The 18342-nt window shown below is 57.7% G+C and carries 19 protein-coding genes; 5 read left to right on the forward strand and 14 right to left on the reverse strand.

All coding sequences use genetic code 11. The features are described 5' to 3' along the window. The first annotated feature begins 22 nt into the window (after nucleotides 1-22). Nucleotides 23-1339, forward strand: coding sequence for a carbohydrate porin (locus tag RISK_RS23950; protein ID WP_102017661.1), 1317 nt, complete (start codon nucleotides 23-25; stop codon nucleotides 1337-1339). A 157-nt stretch (nucleotides 1340-1496) separates the two neighbouring features. Here RISK_RS23950 and RISK_RS23955 read toward each other — a convergent pair whose 3' ends face one another. The 9 genes from RISK_RS23955 to RISK_RS33260 form a co-directional block, all read right to left on the reverse strand. Further along, nucleotides 1497-2804: a BatD family protein gene (locus RISK_RS23955; protein ID WP_236696642.1), complete on the reverse strand. Its 1308-nt coding sequence runs from the start codon at nucleotides 2802-2804 to the stop codon at nucleotides 1497-1499. Between the two features lie 137 nt (nucleotides 2805-2941). Then, the gene (locus RISK_RS23960; RefSeq protein ID WP_047816852.1) at nucleotides 2942-3568 is read right to left on the reverse strand and encodes a tetratricopeptide repeat protein; all 627 of its coding nucleotides are present in this window, start codon (nucleotides 3566-3568) and stop codon (nucleotides 2942-2944) included. Next, the gene (locus tag RISK_RS23965) at nucleotides 3568-4521 is read right to left on the reverse strand and encodes a vWA domain-containing protein (RefSeq protein WP_047816853.1); all 954 of its coding nucleotides are present in this window, start codon (nucleotides 4519-4521) and stop codon (nucleotides 3568-3570) included. The genes RISK_RS23960 and RISK_RS23965 overlap by 1 nt, the downstream gene beginning before the upstream one ends. Further along, nucleotides 4518-5555, reverse strand: coding sequence for a VWA domain-containing protein (locus RISK_RS23970; RefSeq protein WP_047816854.1), 1038 nt, complete (start codon nucleotides 5553-5555; stop codon nucleotides 4518-4520). Before RISK_RS23970 ends, RISK_RS23965 begins: the two co-directional genes overlap by 4 nt. Beyond that, complete coding sequence (locus RISK_RS23975) at nucleotides 5549-6061, reverse strand: DUF4381 domain-containing protein (protein ID WP_047816855.1); 513 nt, start codon at nucleotides 6059-6061, stop codon at nucleotides 5549-5551. The genes RISK_RS23970 and RISK_RS23975 overlap by 7 nt, the downstream gene beginning before the upstream one ends. Beyond that, on the reverse strand, nucleotides 6061-6987 hold the full coding sequence (locus RISK_RS23980) for a DUF58 domain-containing protein (RefSeq protein ID WP_047816856.1): 927 nt from the start codon (nucleotides 6985-6987) through the stop codon (nucleotides 6061-6063). The genes RISK_RS23975 and RISK_RS23980 overlap by 1 nt, the downstream gene beginning before the upstream one ends. A gap of 43 nt (nucleotides 6988-7030) precedes the next feature. Then, nucleotides 7031-7990, reverse strand: coding sequence for an AAA family ATPase (locus RISK_RS23985; protein WP_047816857.1), 960 nt, complete (start codon nucleotides 7988-7990; stop codon nucleotides 7031-7033). 639 nt (nucleotides 7991-8629) lie between these two features. Beyond that, the gene (locus RISK_RS33255) at nucleotides 8630-8884 is read right to left on the reverse strand and encodes a hypothetical protein (protein WP_236696643.1); all 255 of its coding nucleotides are present in this window, start codon (nucleotides 8882-8884) and stop codon (nucleotides 8630-8632) included. Nucleotides 8885-8973: 89 nt separating this feature from the next. Then, nucleotides 8974-9501: a sulfatase-like hydrolase/transferase gene (locus RISK_RS33260; RefSeq protein WP_315852664.1), complete on the reverse strand. Its 528-nt coding sequence runs from the start codon at nucleotides 9499-9501 to the stop codon at nucleotides 8974-8976. Nucleotides 9502-9871: 370 nt separating this feature from the next. Here RISK_RS33260 and RISK_RS23995 point away from each other — a divergent pair, with 370 nt between their 5' ends. Both RISK_RS23995 and RISK_RS24000 read left to right on the forward strand, forming a co-directional pair. Then, nucleotides 9872-10063: a hypothetical protein gene (locus RISK_RS23995; protein WP_047816858.1), complete on the forward strand. Its 192-nt coding sequence runs from the start codon at nucleotides 9872-9874 to the stop codon at nucleotides 10061-10063. Between the two features lie 79 nt (nucleotides 10064-10142). Next, nucleotides 10143-11000: a pirin family protein gene (locus RISK_RS24000; RefSeq protein ID WP_047816893.1), complete on the forward strand. Its 858-nt coding sequence runs from the start codon at nucleotides 10143-10145 to the stop codon at nucleotides 10998-11000. 53 nt (nucleotides 11001-11053) lie between these two features. Here the strand turns inward: RISK_RS24000 and RISK_RS24005 are convergent, their stop codons facing one another. The 4 genes from RISK_RS24005 to RISK_RS24020 all read right to left on the reverse strand — a co-directional run bounded on the left by RISK_RS24005 (nucleotide 11054) and on the right by RISK_RS24020 (nucleotide 13907). Next, nucleotides 11054-11500: a GNAT family N-acetyltransferase gene (locus RISK_RS24005; RefSeq protein ID WP_047816859.1), complete on the reverse strand. Its 447-nt coding sequence runs from the start codon at nucleotides 11498-11500 to the stop codon at nucleotides 11054-11056. Nucleotides 11501-11622: 122 nt separating this feature from the next. Then, nucleotides 11623-11874 carry a hypothetical protein gene (locus RISK_RS24010; protein ID WP_047816860.1) on the reverse strand — a complete coding sequence of 84 codons (252 nt, stop codon included), beginning with the start codon at nucleotides 11872-11874 and terminating at the stop codon, nucleotides 11623-11625. Further along, nucleotides 11871-13322: a YeiH family protein gene (locus RISK_RS24015; protein ID WP_047816861.1), complete on the reverse strand. Its 1452-nt coding sequence runs from the start codon at nucleotides 13320-13322 to the stop codon at nucleotides 11871-11873. Before RISK_RS24015 ends, RISK_RS24010 begins: the two co-directional genes overlap by 4 nt. A 72-nt stretch (nucleotides 13323-13394) precedes the next feature. Then, nucleotides 13395-13907, reverse strand: coding sequence for a MarR family winged helix-turn-helix transcriptional regulator (locus tag RISK_RS24020; protein ID WP_047816894.1), 513 nt, complete (start codon nucleotides 13905-13907; stop codon nucleotides 13395-13397). A gap of 194 nt (nucleotides 13908-14101) precedes the next feature. On the opposite strand from RISK_RS24020, the gene RISK_RS24025 reads away from it, so the two are divergent. Next, entirely contained in the window at nucleotides 14102-15631 is a 1530-nt protein-coding gene (locus RISK_RS24025) for an FAD/NAD(P)-binding protein (protein WP_236696644.1), read from the forward strand. Nucleotides 15632-15681: 50 nt separating this feature from the next. On the opposite strand, the gene RISK_RS24030 is transcribed toward RISK_RS24025, so the two are convergent. After that, entirely contained in the window at nucleotides 15682-17274 is a 1593-nt protein-coding gene (locus RISK_RS24030; protein WP_047816863.1) for an ABC transporter permease, read from the reverse strand. Nucleotides 17275-17434: 160 nt separating this feature from the next. Here RISK_RS24030 and RISK_RS24035 point away from each other — a divergent pair, with 160 nt between their 5' ends. Beyond that, nucleotides 17435-18235, forward strand: a complete 801-nt coding sequence (locus tag RISK_RS24035; RefSeq protein ID WP_047816864.1) for a DUF1559 domain-containing protein — start codon at nucleotides 17435-17437, stop codon at nucleotides 18233-18235. The last annotated feature ends 107 nt before the right edge of the window (nucleotides 18236-18342 follow it).

Genomic DNA, 18342 nt, shown 5'->3' on the forward strand with positions numbered 1-18342 from the left:
GAACGAAATTCGAGGCACCTCGATGGACCGAACCGAATTTACAAGAAAACTGAACGTCAAAACGATTCTGCTTGGCGTCGTTTTCATACTCCTGGGATCGTTGACTCAGGTTTCGTACGCTCAGGTGGACGATTGTTCTGCTTTTTCCGCCTGTGATTCCGCGCTCGGTTGCTGCGACGATTGTTCGAACGACGATTGCATTTGCAAGGCAATCCGTGAATGTCTGGCGGAAAGCGGCATCACCTTTTCGAACAATCTGACGCAGTATTACTTCGGAACAGCCGGTGGTGGTCTGGAACAGACCGCTCGCTATGGAGGCCACGGGGACTACGTGGCCAACATGGATCTTGGAAAGCTCGGTGTGCACGAAGGTTTGTTTCTGAAGCTGCGAGCTGAGCATCGGTTCGGTCAAACGATTGGCGCGTCAGCCGGTGTCATTTTGCCGCCGACCTTGGCCGCTGAGCTGCCCGTCGCGGATAGCGAGAGTTTGTATCTGACCAATGTGTTGTTCACCCAGTTTTTGTCCGAGCGTTTCGCGGTCTACGCCGGCAAACTGGACACACTCGATGGTGATACCAATGCCTATGCGAGCGGTCGCGGTGTCACGCAGTTTTCCAATGTTGCTTTTGTGGCCAACCCAATCGTGTTGCGATCGGTGCCTTACTCGTCGCTTGGGTGTGGTTTTGTTGTTTTGGGTGACGAGGGCACACCGGCCTTCAATTTCGTGGTGATGAACCCCACGGACACCGCCGACTCAGCTGGCTTTGACGAGCTGTTCGCTGATGGCGTTGTGGTCTCGGCGGAAATGAGAATGGCAACGGACTGGTTGGGGACTCCCGGTCACCAATTGGTCGGGGCCTCCTGGAGCAGTCGCGACTACGTTTCGCTCGGCCAAGATCCACGGATCATCCTTCCCAGCGTGCCGATCAACCGAGCCTCGGATTCCTGGTCGGTGTATTGGAACACGGACCAAGCCTTGTGGGTCGACCCCTGCGATTCAACTCGACACTGGGGATACTTTGCCAGAGCCGGGATTGCCGACAGTGACACCAACCCGATCAGCTATCTGCTCAGCGCTGGTTTGGGCGGCGCAAGTCCGATTCGCGATGGGGACACGTTTGGTGTTGGGTACTACTACAGCGGAACCAGCGACGAGATCGGGCCGTTGTTGACCGCAGCCTTGGGCCCCATTGGTGACTCGCAGGGCGTGGAGGTCTTCTATCGGACTCAGTTGACCAAATCGATTTCGGTGACGCCCGATTTTCAGTGGATTGATCAAGCTCGCGAGCAAGTCGCCGATGCGTACTTGTTGGGGCTACGGATGAACGTTGCGTTCTGAGCAGGTTGGGGCCAAACGCATCCGGCATGAAGCGGTGCAGTTTCTGGTGACGCGGAGTGCCCTCCCCGGAAATCTCGCTTTCCGACCCTCCCTAACTGCGTTTGGGAGGGTGAATTGATGTTCGCGATCGTAGGGCTTCGAAACTGCACAACTACTCTCAAGCGATGGGGTTGAGAGGCGGCAAGTGTTCCTCGGGTGTGTGGTGCTTGGAACGCCGCTGGTGCAGGTGTTGCTGAAACGCTTGGGCAAGCGACTCGCCTTTCCAGGCTGAATCGGTTTGCGTTTTGACCGAGGGAGCGGAGTTTGTCGCGGCAGCGTGACTGTAGAGCAATCGATGCAGTTCCAAGACCAGCGATCGCAGTCCGTCAGAGAGACGGACGTTTTCGGGTTGCGTGTTGAGCCACTGGTTCCATTCGGTTTCTGCGGCGTGAGCATCGTTTGTCTGGCAAGCCCGAATCAGTCGGCCGGCCGCGACACGGTCGGGCGGGTTGAGTCGATGTTGGATCGTTCGATATCCAAGTGCGATCCGGTGGGACTGCGTTGCGATCAGAATGCCCAACGCGCCCAGGATTGAGAACGTCCATGCCAAGGGTTGCCAATTGGGATCTTCCACCGTTGCGAGTTGAGGCTGAGGGGCGGCAGCGACGTCGAAGGTCGCCTCGGGCAAGGTTTGCGAGCCATACGATTCGTCTTCCGGGTTCCACCACACATACCGGATGGCGGGCAGTGTGAGTGTTCCCGAGCCTTTGAATTGATACGTCACCGTGTCAATTCGTTCGCCTGTGAATTCGCCTCGCTCGGTGTGGTCGTTCACTTGGGGTGACTTGACGTAGGCTTGGATGCCATCGGGAACGTTGGTTGGCGGTGGAGCGAGCACCATGCCCGAAATCTGGTCGGCTGTTTGGGTGATGGTGCGGTGAACCACGTCGCCTTGTTTGGCTTTGCCCGGCGGTGGATCCCACGTTTCTTGGATGTCGATTTTGTCAGCCGTGACCACGAAGACATCGGGATCGTAGTCCGGTGGTGCTTGGATCTCGACGGTCACTTCGGTGGTCTGCTGAGTGTGATCGGTCGTCGGTCCTGTGAAGCCGTCTCGGTTGGCGTAGCGGACTTCGAACGCGGGGATTTTGACGGTGCCGAAGGCTTGCGAATACAACGCGAATTCGTGGGTTTGCACAAACCAGGACTCGTCCCCAACTTCTTCGGAGGACACCACGGGTGATCCGACTTGCAGGATCACTGTGCGTGGAATCTGCGGCAGTGAGAACGACGTGGCACCCACAAACGATCCAGGGGCACGGACCTGCACCGAGAATGGCAGTCGTTGTCCCACCCAGGCCTTCGGAGTGGGGACTTTGATCGTGACCGGTTGGGGCGGATTGTCTTGGGCGATGGATTGGGTAACGGTCAGGCAAAGCGTCAACGCTAGGAACGTTGCGGAGAAGTAATGGAGCTGTTTGAACACGTTTTTAGCGGAGCGGCGCGAGCCGCCCGGTGCGTTACCGGAGGGCTTGCGCCCTGCCGCTATCATTTGGAATGTCGAGCCTGCGTTCGAACCGCAGTCCGACGGAGATGCAGGAAAAGCATGTTGCGAAGGAGCGGTCATGGTTTGTCTCCATCGCTGGTCTTCGCTTCGACAGGTTGGTCTTGGGATTCCTGGTCTCGATTGGCCATTTGGTAGCGGAACTTTGACTTCAAGAAATCGGCGGGCTTGGTTTGCACCTGGCGGAGCCATACCGCTTGCACGGAGGCGTCGTTCACGGCTTGTTCTGCGGTGATCTCGGTTTCCTGGCCTTCGTCTTTCTTGTTATCTTTGTCGAACACGATTTCATCGGCTCCGAGACGTTGATCGCCAGCGTCCCCGCCTTTGGCGTCCGTCAATTTTTTGCGGGCGATTGCGAGGTCCAGGTTCTCTTGGGCTGCCTTCCAATCCGGTTGTGCTTTCAATGCGTCTTGGTAGCTGGCGATGGCTTCGTCATACTTGCCTTGCATCAGCCAGCAGTTGCCCAGGTTGAAGGTGGCCTGTGGGCCGGTTGTTCGTGAAAAGGATTGTGCCGCATCGGCGAACTCGCCGGCGCGATACCAAGCGACTCCTTGCCACATGGGATCGTCGAAGGCGTTGGCCGCGTCGGTGTATTGTTCTTGATCTAGCAGACGCTGACCAAGTTGGTCCGGTGTCCACCACCAAGTTGACCATCCGATCACGCCTAGGATCAGCCATGTTTTCATCAGGAGGCGTCCTCATGGGAGGTGCGTTCACGTCGAAACGACCACGCCACCATGGCGGCGAGGAGAGGGGACAGCCAGTAGCCAGATTCTCGCCAGCGATCGCTCTGTCCCGCGAGGCCGGACGACGAGCGACGCTCGGCGTACTGCACGATCGATTGGATGTCTTGGTCGTCGATCGTCAACGGAATCCGCTTGCCGCCGAGTGTTTTCGCGATCGCTTGCAGCGATTCGGTTTCTTGAGATTCCTCGGGTAGCAAACTCAGGATTTCGATTGGGGGCGATCCAATCGCTTGGTGAGCGGCGGCGACTTGCTGAGGATCCAGAATGGCTTGATTCGCGATGATCAACAAAGTCGCTCCGCCTTCTTGGCGGTTGATCAAGCGACCTGCTTCGGTGATCGCTTGGTCAAGCGCATCGCCCGCAACGGGCATGATGGCGGGGCTGATCTCTGCGGCCATGTCGGCAACAACGGAGGTGTCTTCGGTGGGCGGCAAGACGGTGTGAGCCGATCCGGAATAGGCGATCAAACCCAGTGGGGCACCCGGGCGTGCTTTGGCCAAGTCGGCGACTTTCAACGCGGCTCGTTGGAGAGGCGTGGTGGTCTGGGCAGCCGACGCCATCGTCTCGTCCGCTTTCATCAAGATGATCAAGGGTTGAGCGTCTTGTGCGAACGGGTTGGCTTCCACTCGCCACGTTGGCCCCGCGATCGCGACGACGCTGACAATCCATCCCACCAGCAGCCAAGTGAATGCCGGGAGGCGTTGCCACCCATGCTTGGATGGTGGCCCACTTTGGTGAACCAAGGCGTCCAGTAAATTTGAATCGATTTGGTTTCGCCAACCCCGAAGCGGATCGTGACTGCGATGCCAAGCCCATGCCAAACCAAACGCAATTGGAATGAGAAATAAGCAAGTCGGACGAATGAAGTGAAACGCGTTCCAGACATCGATCATGCGACCACCTCCATCTCACCCGTGATTGGGTTGACGTGGATTCGTTGGTCTTGTTCGACAGGAGTCGTGTGTCGTCGACCTCGCCAAGTCGCGATTGCCTTGGCAAACATTGACAGCAGCAATGCAACTAGAAGCGGCCAGTAGTAAATGTCTGTGCGAGGACGGTGGCTGATGGTTTCGATGATCTTCGTTTCGATCTTGTCGAGTTCGTTGTAGATGCCAGCCAGGTGTTCGCGGTCGGCGGCGAAGAAGTACTTTCCGCCCGCTTCGGAGGCCACGTCCTTGAGACTTTGTTCATCGAGTTTGGCTTCGCCAACCGTCGTCGGGTCGCCGATCGCGACGGTGTAGATTTTGATGTCTCGCTGAGCTGCGACGCGAGCGGCTTCGACCGGAGGGACTTTGCTTTTGGTGTCATTGCCGTCGGTCAGTGCGATGATGGTTTTGGCTCGTTCGGCGTTTTCGTCGAACAAGTTGACGCCCAATCCGATGGCGTCCCCCAACGCGGTCCGTGGGCCAGCCATGCCGACTTCGCACTCGCCGAGCAGTTCCTGGGAAAGCTGCAAGTCGGTTGTGAACGGAGCTTGCAGGTACGCCGCATCGCCGAAGACGACCAAGCCCACCCGGTCACCTTTGCGTTTCGCGAGGAAACCATCCAAGACCTCTTTGACCGCATCGAGCCGGGAGACCTCTTTTCCCGCATCATTTTGAAAGTCTTCTTGTGACATCGAACCCGATAGATCCACGAGCAGCAGCAAATCTCGCGTGGGGATCTCCTTGGTGATCGGAGGCTCCAGCCATTGAGGTCTGGCAACTGCAGTCAACACGGCAACCCAAATGGCAATCGCAAGCACGCGGCGAGACCCGCTTTGCGGCCGAGTGTTTGCGGATGACGTGCCACCCAAAACTTGTTGCAGCCGATCACCGAAGGGAACAAGGACGGAAACTTGGTGTTGTTGTTTCGGTGGCAGAATCAGTCGCACCAACCACGGCAGCGGCAACAACAGGAAGCACCAGGTGGAGGCGAAGGTCAACATGTTGGCTCCTCGCAGGTGGCGTTTGAGTCGGTCGGGTTGGATGCGTTGGAAGAATGCTGGGCAATCCAAGCGGCCGCGAAAGCTCGCAGTTCATCGAGCGATTCTTCACTAGCGTGGTCGCGATAGGCCGCGGTTGCCAACTGCTCGCGAACGGTTGGCGAAAGCGATGGAGACGGCTCCGTCGGAAATTGTTGCGACAACCATTCGGGCCAGCGGTTGCCAGTCATCGTTGCCAGTTCGGATCGCGGTTTGATTGCCAAAGCGGTGCGTCGGAGGAGTTCCGAGATGGCAGCGGCCGTGTTTGCCGACTCCAGTTCGTGAATTGCTTCGCGGCGGTAGGCATTCGCTTTCCAAGTCCGCCAGTTCTTCCATGCCAGCCAAACACCCACTGCCAACAGGACGGCAAACAGCACGTACCATCCTGGCGCGAGTGGCCACCAGGAAACCGGCGCGGGCACAATAATGTCGTTCAGCCGGTCGAGGCTGGCTGGGTCGCTGGCTTGCATCACGCGGTGTTCCCAAAGAGAACCCGGATCTGCTCCGCGACGGGGTTGGCCGTGGAAAGTGGCATCAGAGGAATTCGCAGGGATCGAAAGACACTTCGCCAGTGCGAGAGGACTTGCCCGAACGCTGCCTGGAAGTCCTCGGGAAAGGAGGCGTGGTCCGGGATTTCCCAGGTTCGTCCGCCGTGGCTGGCCAGCATGCCGGGGGCGCCGCTCAATCGAATGCCAAGTGGATCGTAGACCGCCGTGACCAGGACGTCGTTGTGGGCCGCAATTCGAGTCACGAGCCGCGTGGTTTCTTCGTCGGCTCCGTCGAGGTCGCTGACCAAGATCACCAGATGATCGTGCCGAGCGATTCGCGACGCGTTCTCGAGAACCTGGTTCAACGTGATCGGTGAGGCGGGAGGCGGCGCTGACGAAGCCGATGGCTCAGCGAGGTTCTGATTCAGTCGAACAATTTGATGCAGCAGGTGCAGGACTCGAGTTTGACTGCGGTGGGGACGGACTTCCGCGATTTCGGTTTCATTGAACACCAGCCCGCCGACTCGATCGCCGCTGGCAAGCGAACGCCAAGCACCCATCGCGGCCAGTTCTGCCGCTGCGACGGATTTCATCGCGCGTTGACTTCCAAAGAACATCGGTTTGCGTTGGTCGACCAACAACAACACGGGACGTTCGCGTTCTTCACTGTAAACACGGATGTGGGGTGAACGAAGACGAGCGGTCGCCTTCCAGTCCATTTGGCGGATGTCATCGCCTTGTCGATACTGGCGAAGTTCTTCAAAGGACAGACCACGACCACGAAGCCGCGAGGCATGACGTCCAGCGAGAAGCGATCCGACGGGTTGGCGAGGTAGAAGCGAGAACCCGCGCGCGTCGGCTTTGCATTGCAGCAGATCTTGAAACGTGATGGTGACTCGGGCGGACATGGGCGGCCTTCGTTCAAGGTGGGCAATCGAAAGCAAACTCAGTTCAGACAGGAACCACGTTCTTCAGCAAGGCATCAATCACGTCCGTGCGGGTCACACCGGCCGCTTCGGCTTCGTAAGTCAAGTGAACTCGGTGAGCCAAGCAAGCCGGTGCCATGGCGCGGATGTTGTCGGGCGAAACGAAGTCTTGACCGGCCAACCAAGCATGGGCGCGTGCCGCGGCGTCGAGTGCCAACGTGCCACGAGGGCTGGCACCAAGCCGAATCCACTTGGGCAGGTCGCCTTCGTAGCGATCCGGGTGACGGGTCGCCATGATCAAATCCACCATGTACTTCTCTGCGGAGTCGGCGACATGAATGGCACCCACTTCCTGTTGGGCGTCGAAGATCAACTGTTGCGAGATCGCATCGGTTGATGCGGCGGCCGCGCCCGTTTTTTCGCCACGCACCAGTTTCAAGATGGCTGCTTCGTCCGCGTCCCCGGGATAGTCCACGCGAACATAAAGCATGAAGCGATCCATCTGGGCTTCGGGCAGTGGGTACGTGCCTTCTTGCTCGATCGGGTTTTGGGTGGCCAGAACCATGAACAGTTCCGGCAGTGTGTGCGTTTGGGAGGCGACCGTGACCTGTCGTTCTTCCATCGCCTCCAAGAGGGCGGATTGGACCTTCGCTGGGGCCCGGTTGATCTCATCGGCCAAGATCAGATTGCCAAAGATCGGGCCCTCTTGGAATTCAAATGTGCCGTTTTGTTCACGATAGATTTCAGATCCGGTGACGTCGGAAGGCAACAGGTCGGGAGTGAACTGAATGCGTCCGAATTGGCTGTCGACCAGCTTCGAAAGAGTTTTGACCGAGCGAGTTTTGGCCGTGCCCGGAAGGCCTTCCATCAAGACATGCCCCTTGGCCAACAAGGCGACCAAGATTCGTTCCACCACGGATTGCTGACCAATGACGGTCGCATTCATCGCGTTGGCGATCTGTTCGATTGTTTCCCGCGGCGTCATGCAATTGTTCCAGTGGAGAAGAGGAAGGATTGGTTGTAATGGCCTCGCTTGCACATCGCAACGTCGTCGGGTGGACGCCATGGAAAACGGCCTCGTCCCAGGATCGGGTTGAGGCCGTTGATGCAGAGTTTCGCGGCTCAGCGGATGAGTTTCAGCCGATCGCGATCAACGAGAGCCGACCTAAGCAGGTCGGCAGGAATGATCGGGTATAACCATGTGAGCCGTTTGGGCGTTAGGCTGGGCTGCGAAATGTTTGATGTTGGCGTTCGGATAGCGAATGCAATTTTTCTTCCGGCTCGCTGTCTTTCTTCATCCCGGTAGGGATGTCAGATGGTAGCCGGGGGTTGCTGCGTAGCAGCGTACCCCCGGAAACCGAGCGTCCCAAAACCACTCTCCATCCCGCCGTGGCCAATGGCCACGGCGGGATGGAGAGTGGTGGCGTGGGGGTTGCATGTCCGTCGGTGGCGCTATCGCTTACCGACGGCTACCATCTGAAATCCCTACCGGGATGAAAACTTGCGCAAACGAATGTGTTCCGTCACACCAAATATTTCGCAGCCCAGCGCCAGCCCCGGTTTTGCGTGGGAACCGTGGCGAACGCCAAACGGCTCACTTGCCCGATGACACCTGCCGACCTGCTTAATTGCGTGGCGGCGAGATCTGTTCGAGTTTCTTGATCCACTCTTGGGCCTTCAACGTTTGATAGTTGATGCCCGCCGCGCTCAGGCTGGATCCCGATTGCCAAGGGTACTTTGGAATGGTTGCCATGAACTGTTCGATGTAGTTCTGCACGGGGACGAAGGTCCACATGTTGTCGGCGTACCAACGGAAGTATCCCAGCGTGCCTTCTTTCCACATCTTTTCGTAGGGGTCGGCGCGAAGGTTGATGATCAACGGCCAACCGGGAACTTCCCGTGTGCCCGTGGCGATGTTGCCTTCGACGGTCGCGAAGTGAATCTTCCAGTTCTGGACGCGAACCGCGTTCAGGTCACCGCCCTGTACTCAGGGTCCTTGGGGTAGTAGTAGGTCTCGGGTTCCTCTTCGGCGTTGAGGTGATAGAGGTTCCCGAAGAATTCATCGAACCCGTGGTTGGTGGGCAAGTGTTTGTCTCGGTCGCCCAAGTGATTCTTGCCAAATTGCCCGGTGGTGTAGCCTTGCTCCTTCAGCACGTCGGCAATGGTCGGTGTCCAATCTGGGATCCCGTGTTCACTGCCTGGCATGCCGATGGTCAGCAGTCCGGTGCGGAATGGATGCTGGCCAAGGATGAACGAGGCGCGTCCGGCAGTGCAGCTTTGTTGAGCGTAGGCATCGGTGAACATTGCGCCTTCTTTCGCAAGGCTGTCGATGCTGGGCGTCTTGTACCCCATCACGCCGTGGTTGTAGGCACTGATGTTGTGGACACCAATGTCGTCACCCCAGATGACAACGATGTTGGGTTTTTCCTGAGCTTGCGATGACAAGGCTGGGAGAACCGCTGCCATCAGCAAGAGGCATCTTGAAAGAACGGGCATCGAGGGGCTCCAGGAGAAGTCGAAATGGAGAAGACGAGAGAACGGAGAAGCTGCATTGTTGGTGTTGGTCAATTCACGGGCAACCTGATGGAGGAAAATTCACAGACGCTTCTTCCCTCCGAACCTGAACGAATCAGGAGTGATTTTGTCGTGGTGTCCTCGGATCTGAGGGAAGGGGCAAGCGATCAAATTGGGAGACGATGGTGTTAGGAAAACGTGTGAAAGCGTATAAATCGAGGTGAGTCCGCCCGCGAATCGCTCGAAAAGCGTCGGTTTTCGGGGGATTTTGCTCCTTGAGTCAGCCTCCATCGGTTTCCCGACATGACTCCTGGATGAAAGCCACCTATTAGCACCAGTGAGTGAAAAAACGATGGGACAATTTCAAGGGTTGTGGCGAGACACGAAGATCGTGTGGATCGTGTTCGTCTCAATCATCTTTGCATTCTCGATTTTTGTGTCTTGGTACTACTTGTTGCTGTTGCCGTGTTTGCCGGTTTCGTTCGTGTATTTCGCGTTCATTCGCTACGACGATGAGGGCAACGAGAAAGGTGATTTCACCTGAGCGAGGCGGGAGACTTGTTGCTGCTTGGGATCTCGCGTAGAAGGGAGTGAAATCGGACGTCGCACGCGAGAGAAATGCAATGAAATCGATTCAGCGAATCATTCGGGACGTTCCGCAGCACTGGGTGGGCGACGGTTTCCCGGTACGAAGTTTGTTCTCTTACGCCGGTGGCAATGAGTTCGATCCGTTCTTGTTGCTCGACTATGCCGGGCCGCATGACTTTGCACCCGAGGAAGCAAAACGCGGTGTCGGCGAGCACCCTCATCGCGGTTTTGAAACCGTCACGCTGCTCTACCAAGGCGAATTGGAACACCGTGACTCCAGCGGCAGTCAGGGCACAATCGGACCCGGCGATGTGCAGTGGATGACGGCGGCCTCTGGCGTCGTCCACGAAGAATTCCATAGCCGCCGATTCGCAAGAGCGGGCGGGACGCTGGAGATGGTCCAGCTCTGGGTGAACCTGTGCTCAACGGACAAGGCCGCACCGCCGAAGTACCAAGATCTGCGGGACGAACAGTTCCCTCGAATTCCATTGCCCAGGGACGCCGGGACGGTTCGCGTGATTGCGGGCGAGCTGGGGGAAGCGAAGGGGCCAGCCAGCACGTTTTCGCCCATCAACCTGTGGGATGTTCAGCTCACTGGAAACGCGGCGGCCACGTTGGCAGTTCCTGAAGGGCACACCTGCGTGGTCATCGTTCAAAGAGGCAATGTTCGCGTCAATGAGAGTTCGATGCAGGCGGTTGAGTTGGCGCTGATGGAACGGTCTGGCGACACAGTGGTTTTGAATGCGGAGTCAGAAGCTCGCGTCTTGCTGATGACCGGCGAACCACTTGGCGAGCCCGTGGTGGGGCAGGGGCCGTTCGTGATGAACACGCGAGAAGAAATCCGAGCCGCCATCACCGATTACCAAGCGGGCAACATGGGCCACTTGGACTGAGCGATCTCGTTCAGTGCGGTGGTTGATTGTGAGCGTTGAAAAATCACTTCGGATCACGCGGTTGCGGGGGCTTCGTATCGCAAACGCAGGACCGGGTGGCCGGATGGCGGATGTGGTTTTTGTTCCAATGAAACGAAACCGTAGTGCTCGTAAAAGCCACGTCCAATGGAATTGTCGACGAAGACCTCCAGTTCCAAATCACCGCGAAGCGAAACGGCGTGGTCCATGAGTTGCCGACCGATGCCGCGTTTCTGATGCGTTGGGGCGACAAAGATGCCGCCGACTTCATTGCCCAGCAGAGCCAAGAATCCAACGACAGCCCCGTCCACTTCGTCGACCCAGGTTTCTGCGTTGGGAAGGTAGATCGTCGCAATGTTTTCGCGTTCTTGCGCGAGAAACTCAGGGCTGAGAAAAGGATGAGCCACAATCGAGGCCGACATCCAAGCGTTCAGTAATTCGTCCAAGTCCGTGGGTTCGTAGTTGCGTATCACTGGATTCATTCCATGGACCGTTGCAAGCGTCGTTGCACCAAAGACCGGCTTCGGTGCGATACGGCGGTAGTGACAAAGGCCGAACCTCGAAGGTTCGGCCTTTGTTTAGATGACTTGCAATGCAGCCAACGTTATCGGTTGGGGCGATTGCTTTCCTGGCGGAGTTCTGCCAGACGGTGCTTGGCCAGGATGTCGTCCATGACGTCCAGTTCTGTGTAGTACATCGCACTGGGGTCGATGCCTCGGTCATCCAGCCATTTCAAATGCTGACGCATTTCGGGCTGGCGAGCGTACGCGGGAAGGACGACCAGCCAGATGATTGACAGCAGTGCAATCAATCCCGCCAGTCCGCCGATCCGGTAGCAACGTTGACGAGCAATCATGGCGACACCGTGTCAGCGAAAACGACTTTGAACATCAAGTAAGCCATTGCCAGTGTCAAAACCAAGTTGAGCGATTGACCGCACACGTACAAAACAAGTGGCTTGCCGCCTTTGAGTTGCGGTAGCAGTTGGCGGAAGTTGGTTTCCAATCCGATGCTGACAAACGCGAGGCAGAAGAACCATCCCCGAAGCGTTTTGGTGGAGCCGCCGATCATCGCGTTGATGAGTTCGGGGCCATTGGTCATCGAAGAGTAAAGCACCGAGAACAGGATCGACATCGAGACAAACCCAAGCACGAACTTCGGAAAGCGGTACCAGATTTCGGAGATCCCGATCTTCGGACCCGTCGGATCTCGTTCCACAAACGTGACCCAGTAGATTGCCACGCAGAACGCGGTCACACCGATCAAAATGTTCTGGATCATCTTGACCGTCGCGGCGACCTCGAGTGCTTCGTCACCCAACACTGCGCCCGCGGCGGCCACGGCACCGGTGGCGTCAATCGTGCCACCCAACCAAGCACCTCCCAGGATCGGGTCCATTCCAACTGCGGTGATCACAGCGGGCATCACGGCCATCATGATGACGGTGAATCCCAGCGACAGACCGATCGAAAGTGACAGCTCTTCTTTCTTGGCTTTGCAAGCCGCGGCGGTGGCGATCGCGGCGGAGACACCACACACGGACATGTCGGCGGAGATCACCATGTTGAGCGATTTGGATTCAATTTTCAGGACCTTCTGGCCGAACCAGTACGTCGTGATCAAGACGAAAGGCGTGACCAACCAAGCGACGAACACGCCGGGCAATCCCAGTGCCAGCAAGCGGCTCATCAGCACTTCGGCACCGAGCAGGACCAAGCCGGTCTTGATGAAGAACTCGGTCGAGATCGCTGGTCGTAGGAAATCAGGTGTGCCGACCGTGTTGCTGATGATCAATCCCACCAGCAGCGCCCACAAGGCATATTCAAGGTTGTAGGCTTTGACCACCGATTGCCCGGACATCCAATACGCCAGCGTTGCGAGCAAGAACACGACGGGGAAAGCGGCCAAGAAAGCCGAGGCGGATTTGCCTCGCATTTGATTCGCGAAAGCAAACAGCGAGCCGATGATCAAGAAGACTCCGAGGATGCCTTGCCAGCTCGATGAGACAGCGTCGAGCGGGTTGTCAGTCCACTTGCCAGGTTTTGCCAGGAACGGTTTCAGTGGGCTGGTGACGCTCACCGATTCGCCCGCCGCGATGCTTTCGCTCAGGCCCTCGGGTTGGCCAATCCAAACGGCTGCGAACGCGATCAGAAGCAAGAGGGCGGCACACCAAATTGCCCACCAGTCTTCGTTGGTCGTCATGTCTTTCCAAAGACTCGGCCGCGGTGGCGGGGTGGCGATGGCAGAGTCATCGCCAGCGGATTCGAGGTCGCTGTTCTCGGAAGAAGGTGAGTTGGCGTTCATTGGCGGGAATGCAGGTAGGAGGGAAAGGGCGGGAAAACGGTTCGTAGAAAGCAGAGAGTGACTGAGACGAGATCAAAGACCGGAGCTGGAAAGTGATTCGCTGGCGCGACGTTCGACCGCTTTGTTCATGCTGGTTCGCACCAACTGTAGCAGGCGAATCAGCTCCTTTTGTTCGCGACGTTTCAGTTCGCTCATGACTTCATGTTCGAGTTCGCGAAGGTGTTCGACAATCGGGGTGACCAGTTGGCGGCCCTCTTTTGTGATCGCAACGTGGACCGTGCGGCGATCGGTCTCGGATCGCTCGCGCGTGACGAGTTCACGTTTGAGCAGTCGGTCAACGATTGCTGTGATGGCTGGGACGACTTGGACCAGTCGCTCGCCGATTTCACTGCACGTCAACGGGCGGTCTTCCATGTCCAAGATGCGGAGCAGGTTGTACTGCGAGAAGGTCAGGTCGTGCTGGCGAAAGAAACGTGTCAAATGATTGTCGAGTTGGTCGCCCGTGCGCACCAAACTCACAACGGCTTCTTGATCCACGCTCGCGAAAGGTTGGCAGCGGTGAAGTTCTTTTGACAGGTCGTTCATCGTTGGAACCAAGCAGGGGAGTTGGCAAAGGCGGGAGAAGGACCGGAATCAGTCGGCGGCTCGTCGCTCAAATGAGCGATCAGGCGCTCGCCGTCGGTGACAGTGAGCGAAACCGTTGACCCAAAAACACTTTATCGGTAAAGTATTCGCGGATCAAGCTCTGATGCATCCTGTTTTTCGCCGATGCTGTCGAGATGGTTCTTCCCGCCCTCGCAATTTTATTGCTGTGCAATGCGTCTCCCTTGGATGCATCGCGTCCTAACCTTCTCCAAGAGTTTGTCGTTATGCCAACCACGGCCATTATCGGTGGCGGGTTCAGCGGAACGCTGGCCGCCGTCAATCTTGCTCGCTTTGCCACAACGCCTCAGCGAGTCGTGATTGTGAACTCGGGGCGTCCGTTTGGTCGCGGGACCGCTTATGGAACCACGCGCGGGGAGCATTTGCTGAACGTCGCGTCGCGGAACATGTCAGCGTTTCCGGATCAGCCGACGCACTTCTTCGATTGGTTGCGTTCGCGGTGCGAGTTCGATGCGATCGACGATCACACCCTGCGAGAGATGTTCATCCCCCGTCGGGTCTTCGGTGATTATGTCCGCGGAATGGCAACTCACTATTTGGGGACAGCGGACCCGCGATCGAAGGTGAATTGCGAGGTGGTGGAGGATTCGGCCGTCGATGTGATTCCGCGTGGCGTCGATCCCGGTTCGAACCAAGGCGGCGTCGTGATGTTGGAAAATGGCGAGCCGATCGAGGCGGAATCCATTCTGCTGGCGACCGGCAACCAACCACCGGCCGGGTTGCCCGGTGCGAAGAGACTCGCCAATGATCGACGTTACTGCGGCAACCCTTGGAAGGACTGGCACGAGAATCTGCCGAGCGAAGACCAGCACATTGTGATCCTGGGAACCGGCCTGACCGCGGTCGACGTGATCGTGACGCTTCGCAACAAAGGGTGGAACGGGAAGGTCACCGCGATTTCGCGAAACGGCATGCTGCCGCAGCGACATTTTCGCGGCATCGAGTGGCCGCACGCGATTCCCGATGACGGGCAAACACGTTCGCTCAAGGAATTGGTGAAATTGATTCGCCAGGATTGTGAGCGTCTGCGAGGTGTCAGTCAGAACCCGGCGATCGCGGTCGACAAATTACGGGGGCGAACGCAGCAGTTGTGGAAAGCATTGACACTGGAAGAACGCAAGTTGTTCTTGAAGAACTATTCGGCGGATTGGAACGTGATTCGGCACCGCATCGCGGGACCCATTCATGACGCGATCACTGATGCACTGGATTGCGGTCAGTTGACGATCACACCGGCGACGATTGAATCGCTGGCGTCGGGTGAGCATGGGATCGAGATTCAGATGGTCGATCGCGAGGGAACGGCCCAGCAGATCGAGGGTGACTTGGTGATCAATTGCACGGGGCCGAAGTCTCGGTTCTCTGATTCGGCCTTGCCGCTGTATCGCAATTTGTTTGAGCGAGGTTTGGCGCGACCGGACGACATGGACATGGGAATCGCGGTGACGGATGACTTCACCGTGATTGGGAAAGGCGACGTCCCCACTCCGTTCATGCATGCGATTGGCCCGATTTTGAAGGGCACGTTGTGGGAGAGCATTGCGGTGCCTGAGCTGCGCCAACAAGCGTATTTGGTCGCGCAGTCGATCTTGCATCAAGAGCCAGTCGCTGTTTCTGGTCCGGACACGACGGAATACTGCATCTGATCTGTCTTCTCGAACGATGATCTCAGGTTCTGGGCGAGCAAACCGCCGCGTCACTTCTTTTCGCGAGCGGCCAGGACAGCTTCGGGGGTGGCGGTCTTGATTGCCAGCGATCGTCGTCCGACGGTGGCGATGGAGAGCAAGATGGCGATCATGCCGCAGGTCGCCAAGGATCCGATCAGCAGGTCGGACACGCTTCGTTCGACAATCATGCCGATGGTCCAGACCCAGTTGGTGATTTGCCAGGCGGAGTAATCGTATTGGCGGTAATCGTTCAGATGCAGCCCGATGGCGTAGGGCACCAGCGCGGTCAGCACGGCGACCACAATGAACGCGGCCAATCCAATTTCGACTCGCGGGTTGTTGTTGATCCGGACCAACGCCACGATCCAGCGGACGCAAAACAGGAACACGACCAAGTACGACGTGTAGGCGATGACCAAGTGAAACAGCATGTTCATTGCACCGGCCGGGGCTCGCATTCCCACGACTGATTCGGTTCGATAGGCAGCGAGCAACAGCACCGATGAGACCAGGACCGATCCAAGGCTGGCAAACACGAGTCCCGTCGCCGGGCCGGGGGTCAGGAAGGTGAGTGTCAACCGACTGAGGAAGTTGCCAGGCAGTTCACGTTGAATTCGCGGGGTCAGGCTGTTGGATTCAGCCGCCATCATCGATCCTGCGCCGGTCCAGACACCTGCCAGTGTCAATGCGACCGGGAGCCACAGGATCATTCCTTCCTGGTTTTCGCCCGGGTTCCACTCCATTGCAAAGGTCGCCAAGCCAACGAGCGTGGCAGTGAGCACCAAGATCGACCAGCGGATGCCGCTGGACCGGTTTTCACTTTCGGGCGTGAGTTGCGCGGCGGTGGTCGTGAGCAGCAAGTGGCTGATGCAGGCCGCGGTCAGCAGGCTGGCGACGAAAATGAACGCGGTCCAACCTGCATCCAAGGGATTGCCATACCAAATCAGTGCCACCGCAGCGGCCCCGACCAAGTACTCACACAGCATCAAGACCATCAACACCACGAGCAACGTTGAGATCCGTCCGGTCCGACCGCGAGCGAGCGGTGCAAACGACAGGGCAACCACAGTCAGCAGCAACCCGCTGGCGATCAGCATCGCCATGATCAGTCCCACGGTGGGCAAGTCGATGCCACGCAGCGTGTAGGCGTAAGCCACGCAGGGAAACAGCGTGATCAGGTACAGCATCATCTGCAGCGAGGCGCTGGCCAGTTTGCCCATCACGATTTGCCAGGCACTCAGCGAGGTGATCGAAAGCAGTTCCAGTGTCCCGTCGTCGATTTCGGCTTCGAGGGACCGGTAGGCCGCCAGCGGAACGATCAGCAGCATCGGCACGGCGAGCACGAAGTAGTAGCCGATCAACAACCGAGGTGCTGAGGGCGACGTGTAGATCTGGGGCATCAGCATCAGACTGCCGATCACGGTCCATGCGAAGGCGGCGATCAGCAGGACGGAGAAGGTGACGACAAACTGCCGGCTCTTGAGGGCTTGGCGAGTTTCTTTGATCAGGATCGGATTGAGTTTGTCGCCTGTCCGCTCGGCCCACTCGTCCAAACGCAGCAACCACGAGGCCACGTTTTTTGAGACGGACGCATTGGGTTCCGAAAGCGATGCGGTGCTCATGCGATTTCAACAAGAGAAGAAGGATAGGTGTCGCCCTGAATGATACCGGGTTTTGCCGGTGAAGAGGGAGTTCGAGCGGATGCTCTCGCGTTCAGCACGTTCATCCGCGAGCAGGGTAGAATTTCGACAGCACTTCCAATCCTCGAACTTCGAGCTCGTCATGTCCGGTTCGCCTGATCCCCTCGTTCCTGAGAATCCCTACGCCGAGACGATGCCGGTGGAGGCTCAGGTGGTTGGGCAGAGCGGTTTCAACTCGGGATGTTGGATCGCTCCCCTCTTGGGGTTCGCGTTGGTGGGGGTGCTTGTCTGTGGAGGCATCTTGGTAGGCCTCATGCTTCCAGCGGTTGAGGCGGCACGTGAGGCGGCTCGACGAATGAGTTGCAGCAACAACATGAAACAGATTGGGCTGGCGCTGCACAACTATCACGCCGCGTACAAGCAATTGCCACCCGCGTACACAGTCGACGAGGATGGCAACAAACTGCACAGTTGGCGAGTGGCGATTCTGCCCTTCATGGAGCAGCAAGCCCTGTATCAACAGATTGATCTTTCAAAACCATGGGATGCGCCGGAGAACGCAGTGGTGGCATCCACCGTGGTGTCCGCTTATGCCTGCCCTTCCAAGGTGGGCGATCCGTTGATGACCACTTACGTTGCGGTGGTGGATCCTTCGGGCATGTTCGAGGGCGCGATCCCGACAGAGTTCAAGCAGGCGACCGATGGTTTGTCCAACACCATTTTGTTGGTCGAGACCGAGCATGAAAACGAGGTCCACTGGATGAGCCCTGAGGACATCGACCTGCAAACCTTGTTAGCTCGATCTGAGGACGATTCTCACCAGGGTGGTGGGCACGTCGTGCTAGGCGATGGGGCCGTGCAGTTCATCACCAATTCCATCGAGGTCGGGCTGTTGGAGGCCTTGGTGACCAAGGATGGGGGCGAAGGATTTTCAGGCCTCTGAGGAACCGTTCGGAATTGAGTTTGGCTGTTGCGAAGCGGCGCGAGCCGCCCGGTGTGTCACCGGAGGGCTCGCGCCCTTCCGCTATCTTTTGAAATCCCGAAGTTGTT

This window comes from Rhodopirellula islandica, assembly GCF_001027925.1.
In the GTDB taxonomy this organism is placed as follows: domain Bacteria; phylum Planctomycetota; class Planctomycetia; order Pirellulales; family Pirellulaceae; genus Rhodopirellula; species Rhodopirellula islandica.

What these genes read in the sequence shown, in the direction of transcription:
- RISK_RS23950 (WP_102017661.1), top strand. Translation starts at nt 23, where the DNA reads ATGGACCGAACCGAATTTACAAGAAAACTGAACGTCAAAACGATTCTG.
- RISK_RS23960 (WP_047816852.1), bottom strand. Translation starts at nt 3,568, where the DNA reads ATGAAAACATGGCTGATCCTAGGCGTGATCGGATGGTCAACTTGGTGG.
- RISK_RS23965 (WP_047816853.1), bottom strand. Translation starts at nt 4,521, where the DNA reads ATGATCGATGTCTGGAACGCGTTTCACTTCATTCGTCCGACTTGCTTA.
- RISK_RS23970 (WP_047816854.1), bottom strand. Translation starts at nt 5,555, where the DNA reads ATGTTGACCTTCGCCTCCACCTGGTGCTTCCTGTTGTTGCCGCTGCCG.
- RISK_RS23975 (WP_047816855.1), bottom strand. Translation starts at nt 6,061, where the DNA reads ATGCAAGCCAGCGACCCAGCCAGCCTCGACCGGCTGAACGACATTATT.
- RISK_RS23980 (WP_047816856.1), bottom strand. Translation starts at nt 6,987, where the DNA reads ATGTCCGCCCGAGTCACCATCACGTTTCAAGATCTGCTGCAATGCAAA.
- RISK_RS23985 (WP_047816857.1), bottom strand. Translation starts at nt 7,990, where the DNA reads ATGACGCCGCGGGAAACAATCGAACAGATCGCCAACGCGATGAATGCG.
- RISK_RS33260 (WP_315852664.1), bottom strand. Translation starts at nt 9,501, where the DNA reads ATGCCCGTTCTTTCAAGATGCCTCTTGCTGATGGCAGCGGTTCTCCCA.
- RISK_RS23995 (WP_047816858.1), top strand. Translation starts at nt 9,872, where the DNA reads ATGGGACAATTTCAAGGGTTGTGGCGAGACACGAAGATCGTGTGGATC.
- RISK_RS24000 (WP_047816893.1), top strand. Translation starts at nt 10,143, where the DNA reads ATGAAATCGATTCAGCGAATCATTCGGGACGTTCCGCAGCACTGGGTG.
- RISK_RS24005 (WP_047816859.1), bottom strand. Translation starts at nt 11,500, where the DNA reads ATGAATCCAGTGATACGCAACTACGAACCCACGGACTTGGACGAATTA.
- RISK_RS24010 (WP_047816860.1), bottom strand. Translation starts at nt 11,874, where the DNA reads ATGATTGCTCGTCAACGTTGCTACCGGATCGGCGGACTGGCGGGATTG.
- RISK_RS24015 (WP_047816861.1), bottom strand. Translation starts at nt 13,322, where the DNA reads ATGAACGCCAACTCACCTTCTTCCGAGAACAGCGACCTCGAATCCGCT.
- RISK_RS24020 (WP_047816894.1), bottom strand. Translation starts at nt 13,907, where the DNA reads ATGAACGACCTGTCAAAAGAACTTCACCGCTGCCAACCTTTCGCGAGC.
- RISK_RS24025 (WP_236696644.1), top strand. Translation starts at nt 14,102, where the DNA reads ATGGTTCTTCCCGCCCTCGCAATTTTATTGCTGTGCAATGCGTCTCCC.
- RISK_RS24030 (WP_047816863.1), bottom strand. Translation starts at nt 17,274, where the DNA reads ATGAGCACCGCATCGCTTTCGGAACCCAATGCGTCCGTCTCAAAAAAC.
- RISK_RS24035 (WP_047816864.1), top strand. Translation starts at nt 17,435, where the DNA reads ATGTCCGGTTCGCCTGATCCCCTCGTTCCTGAGAATCCCTACGCCGAG.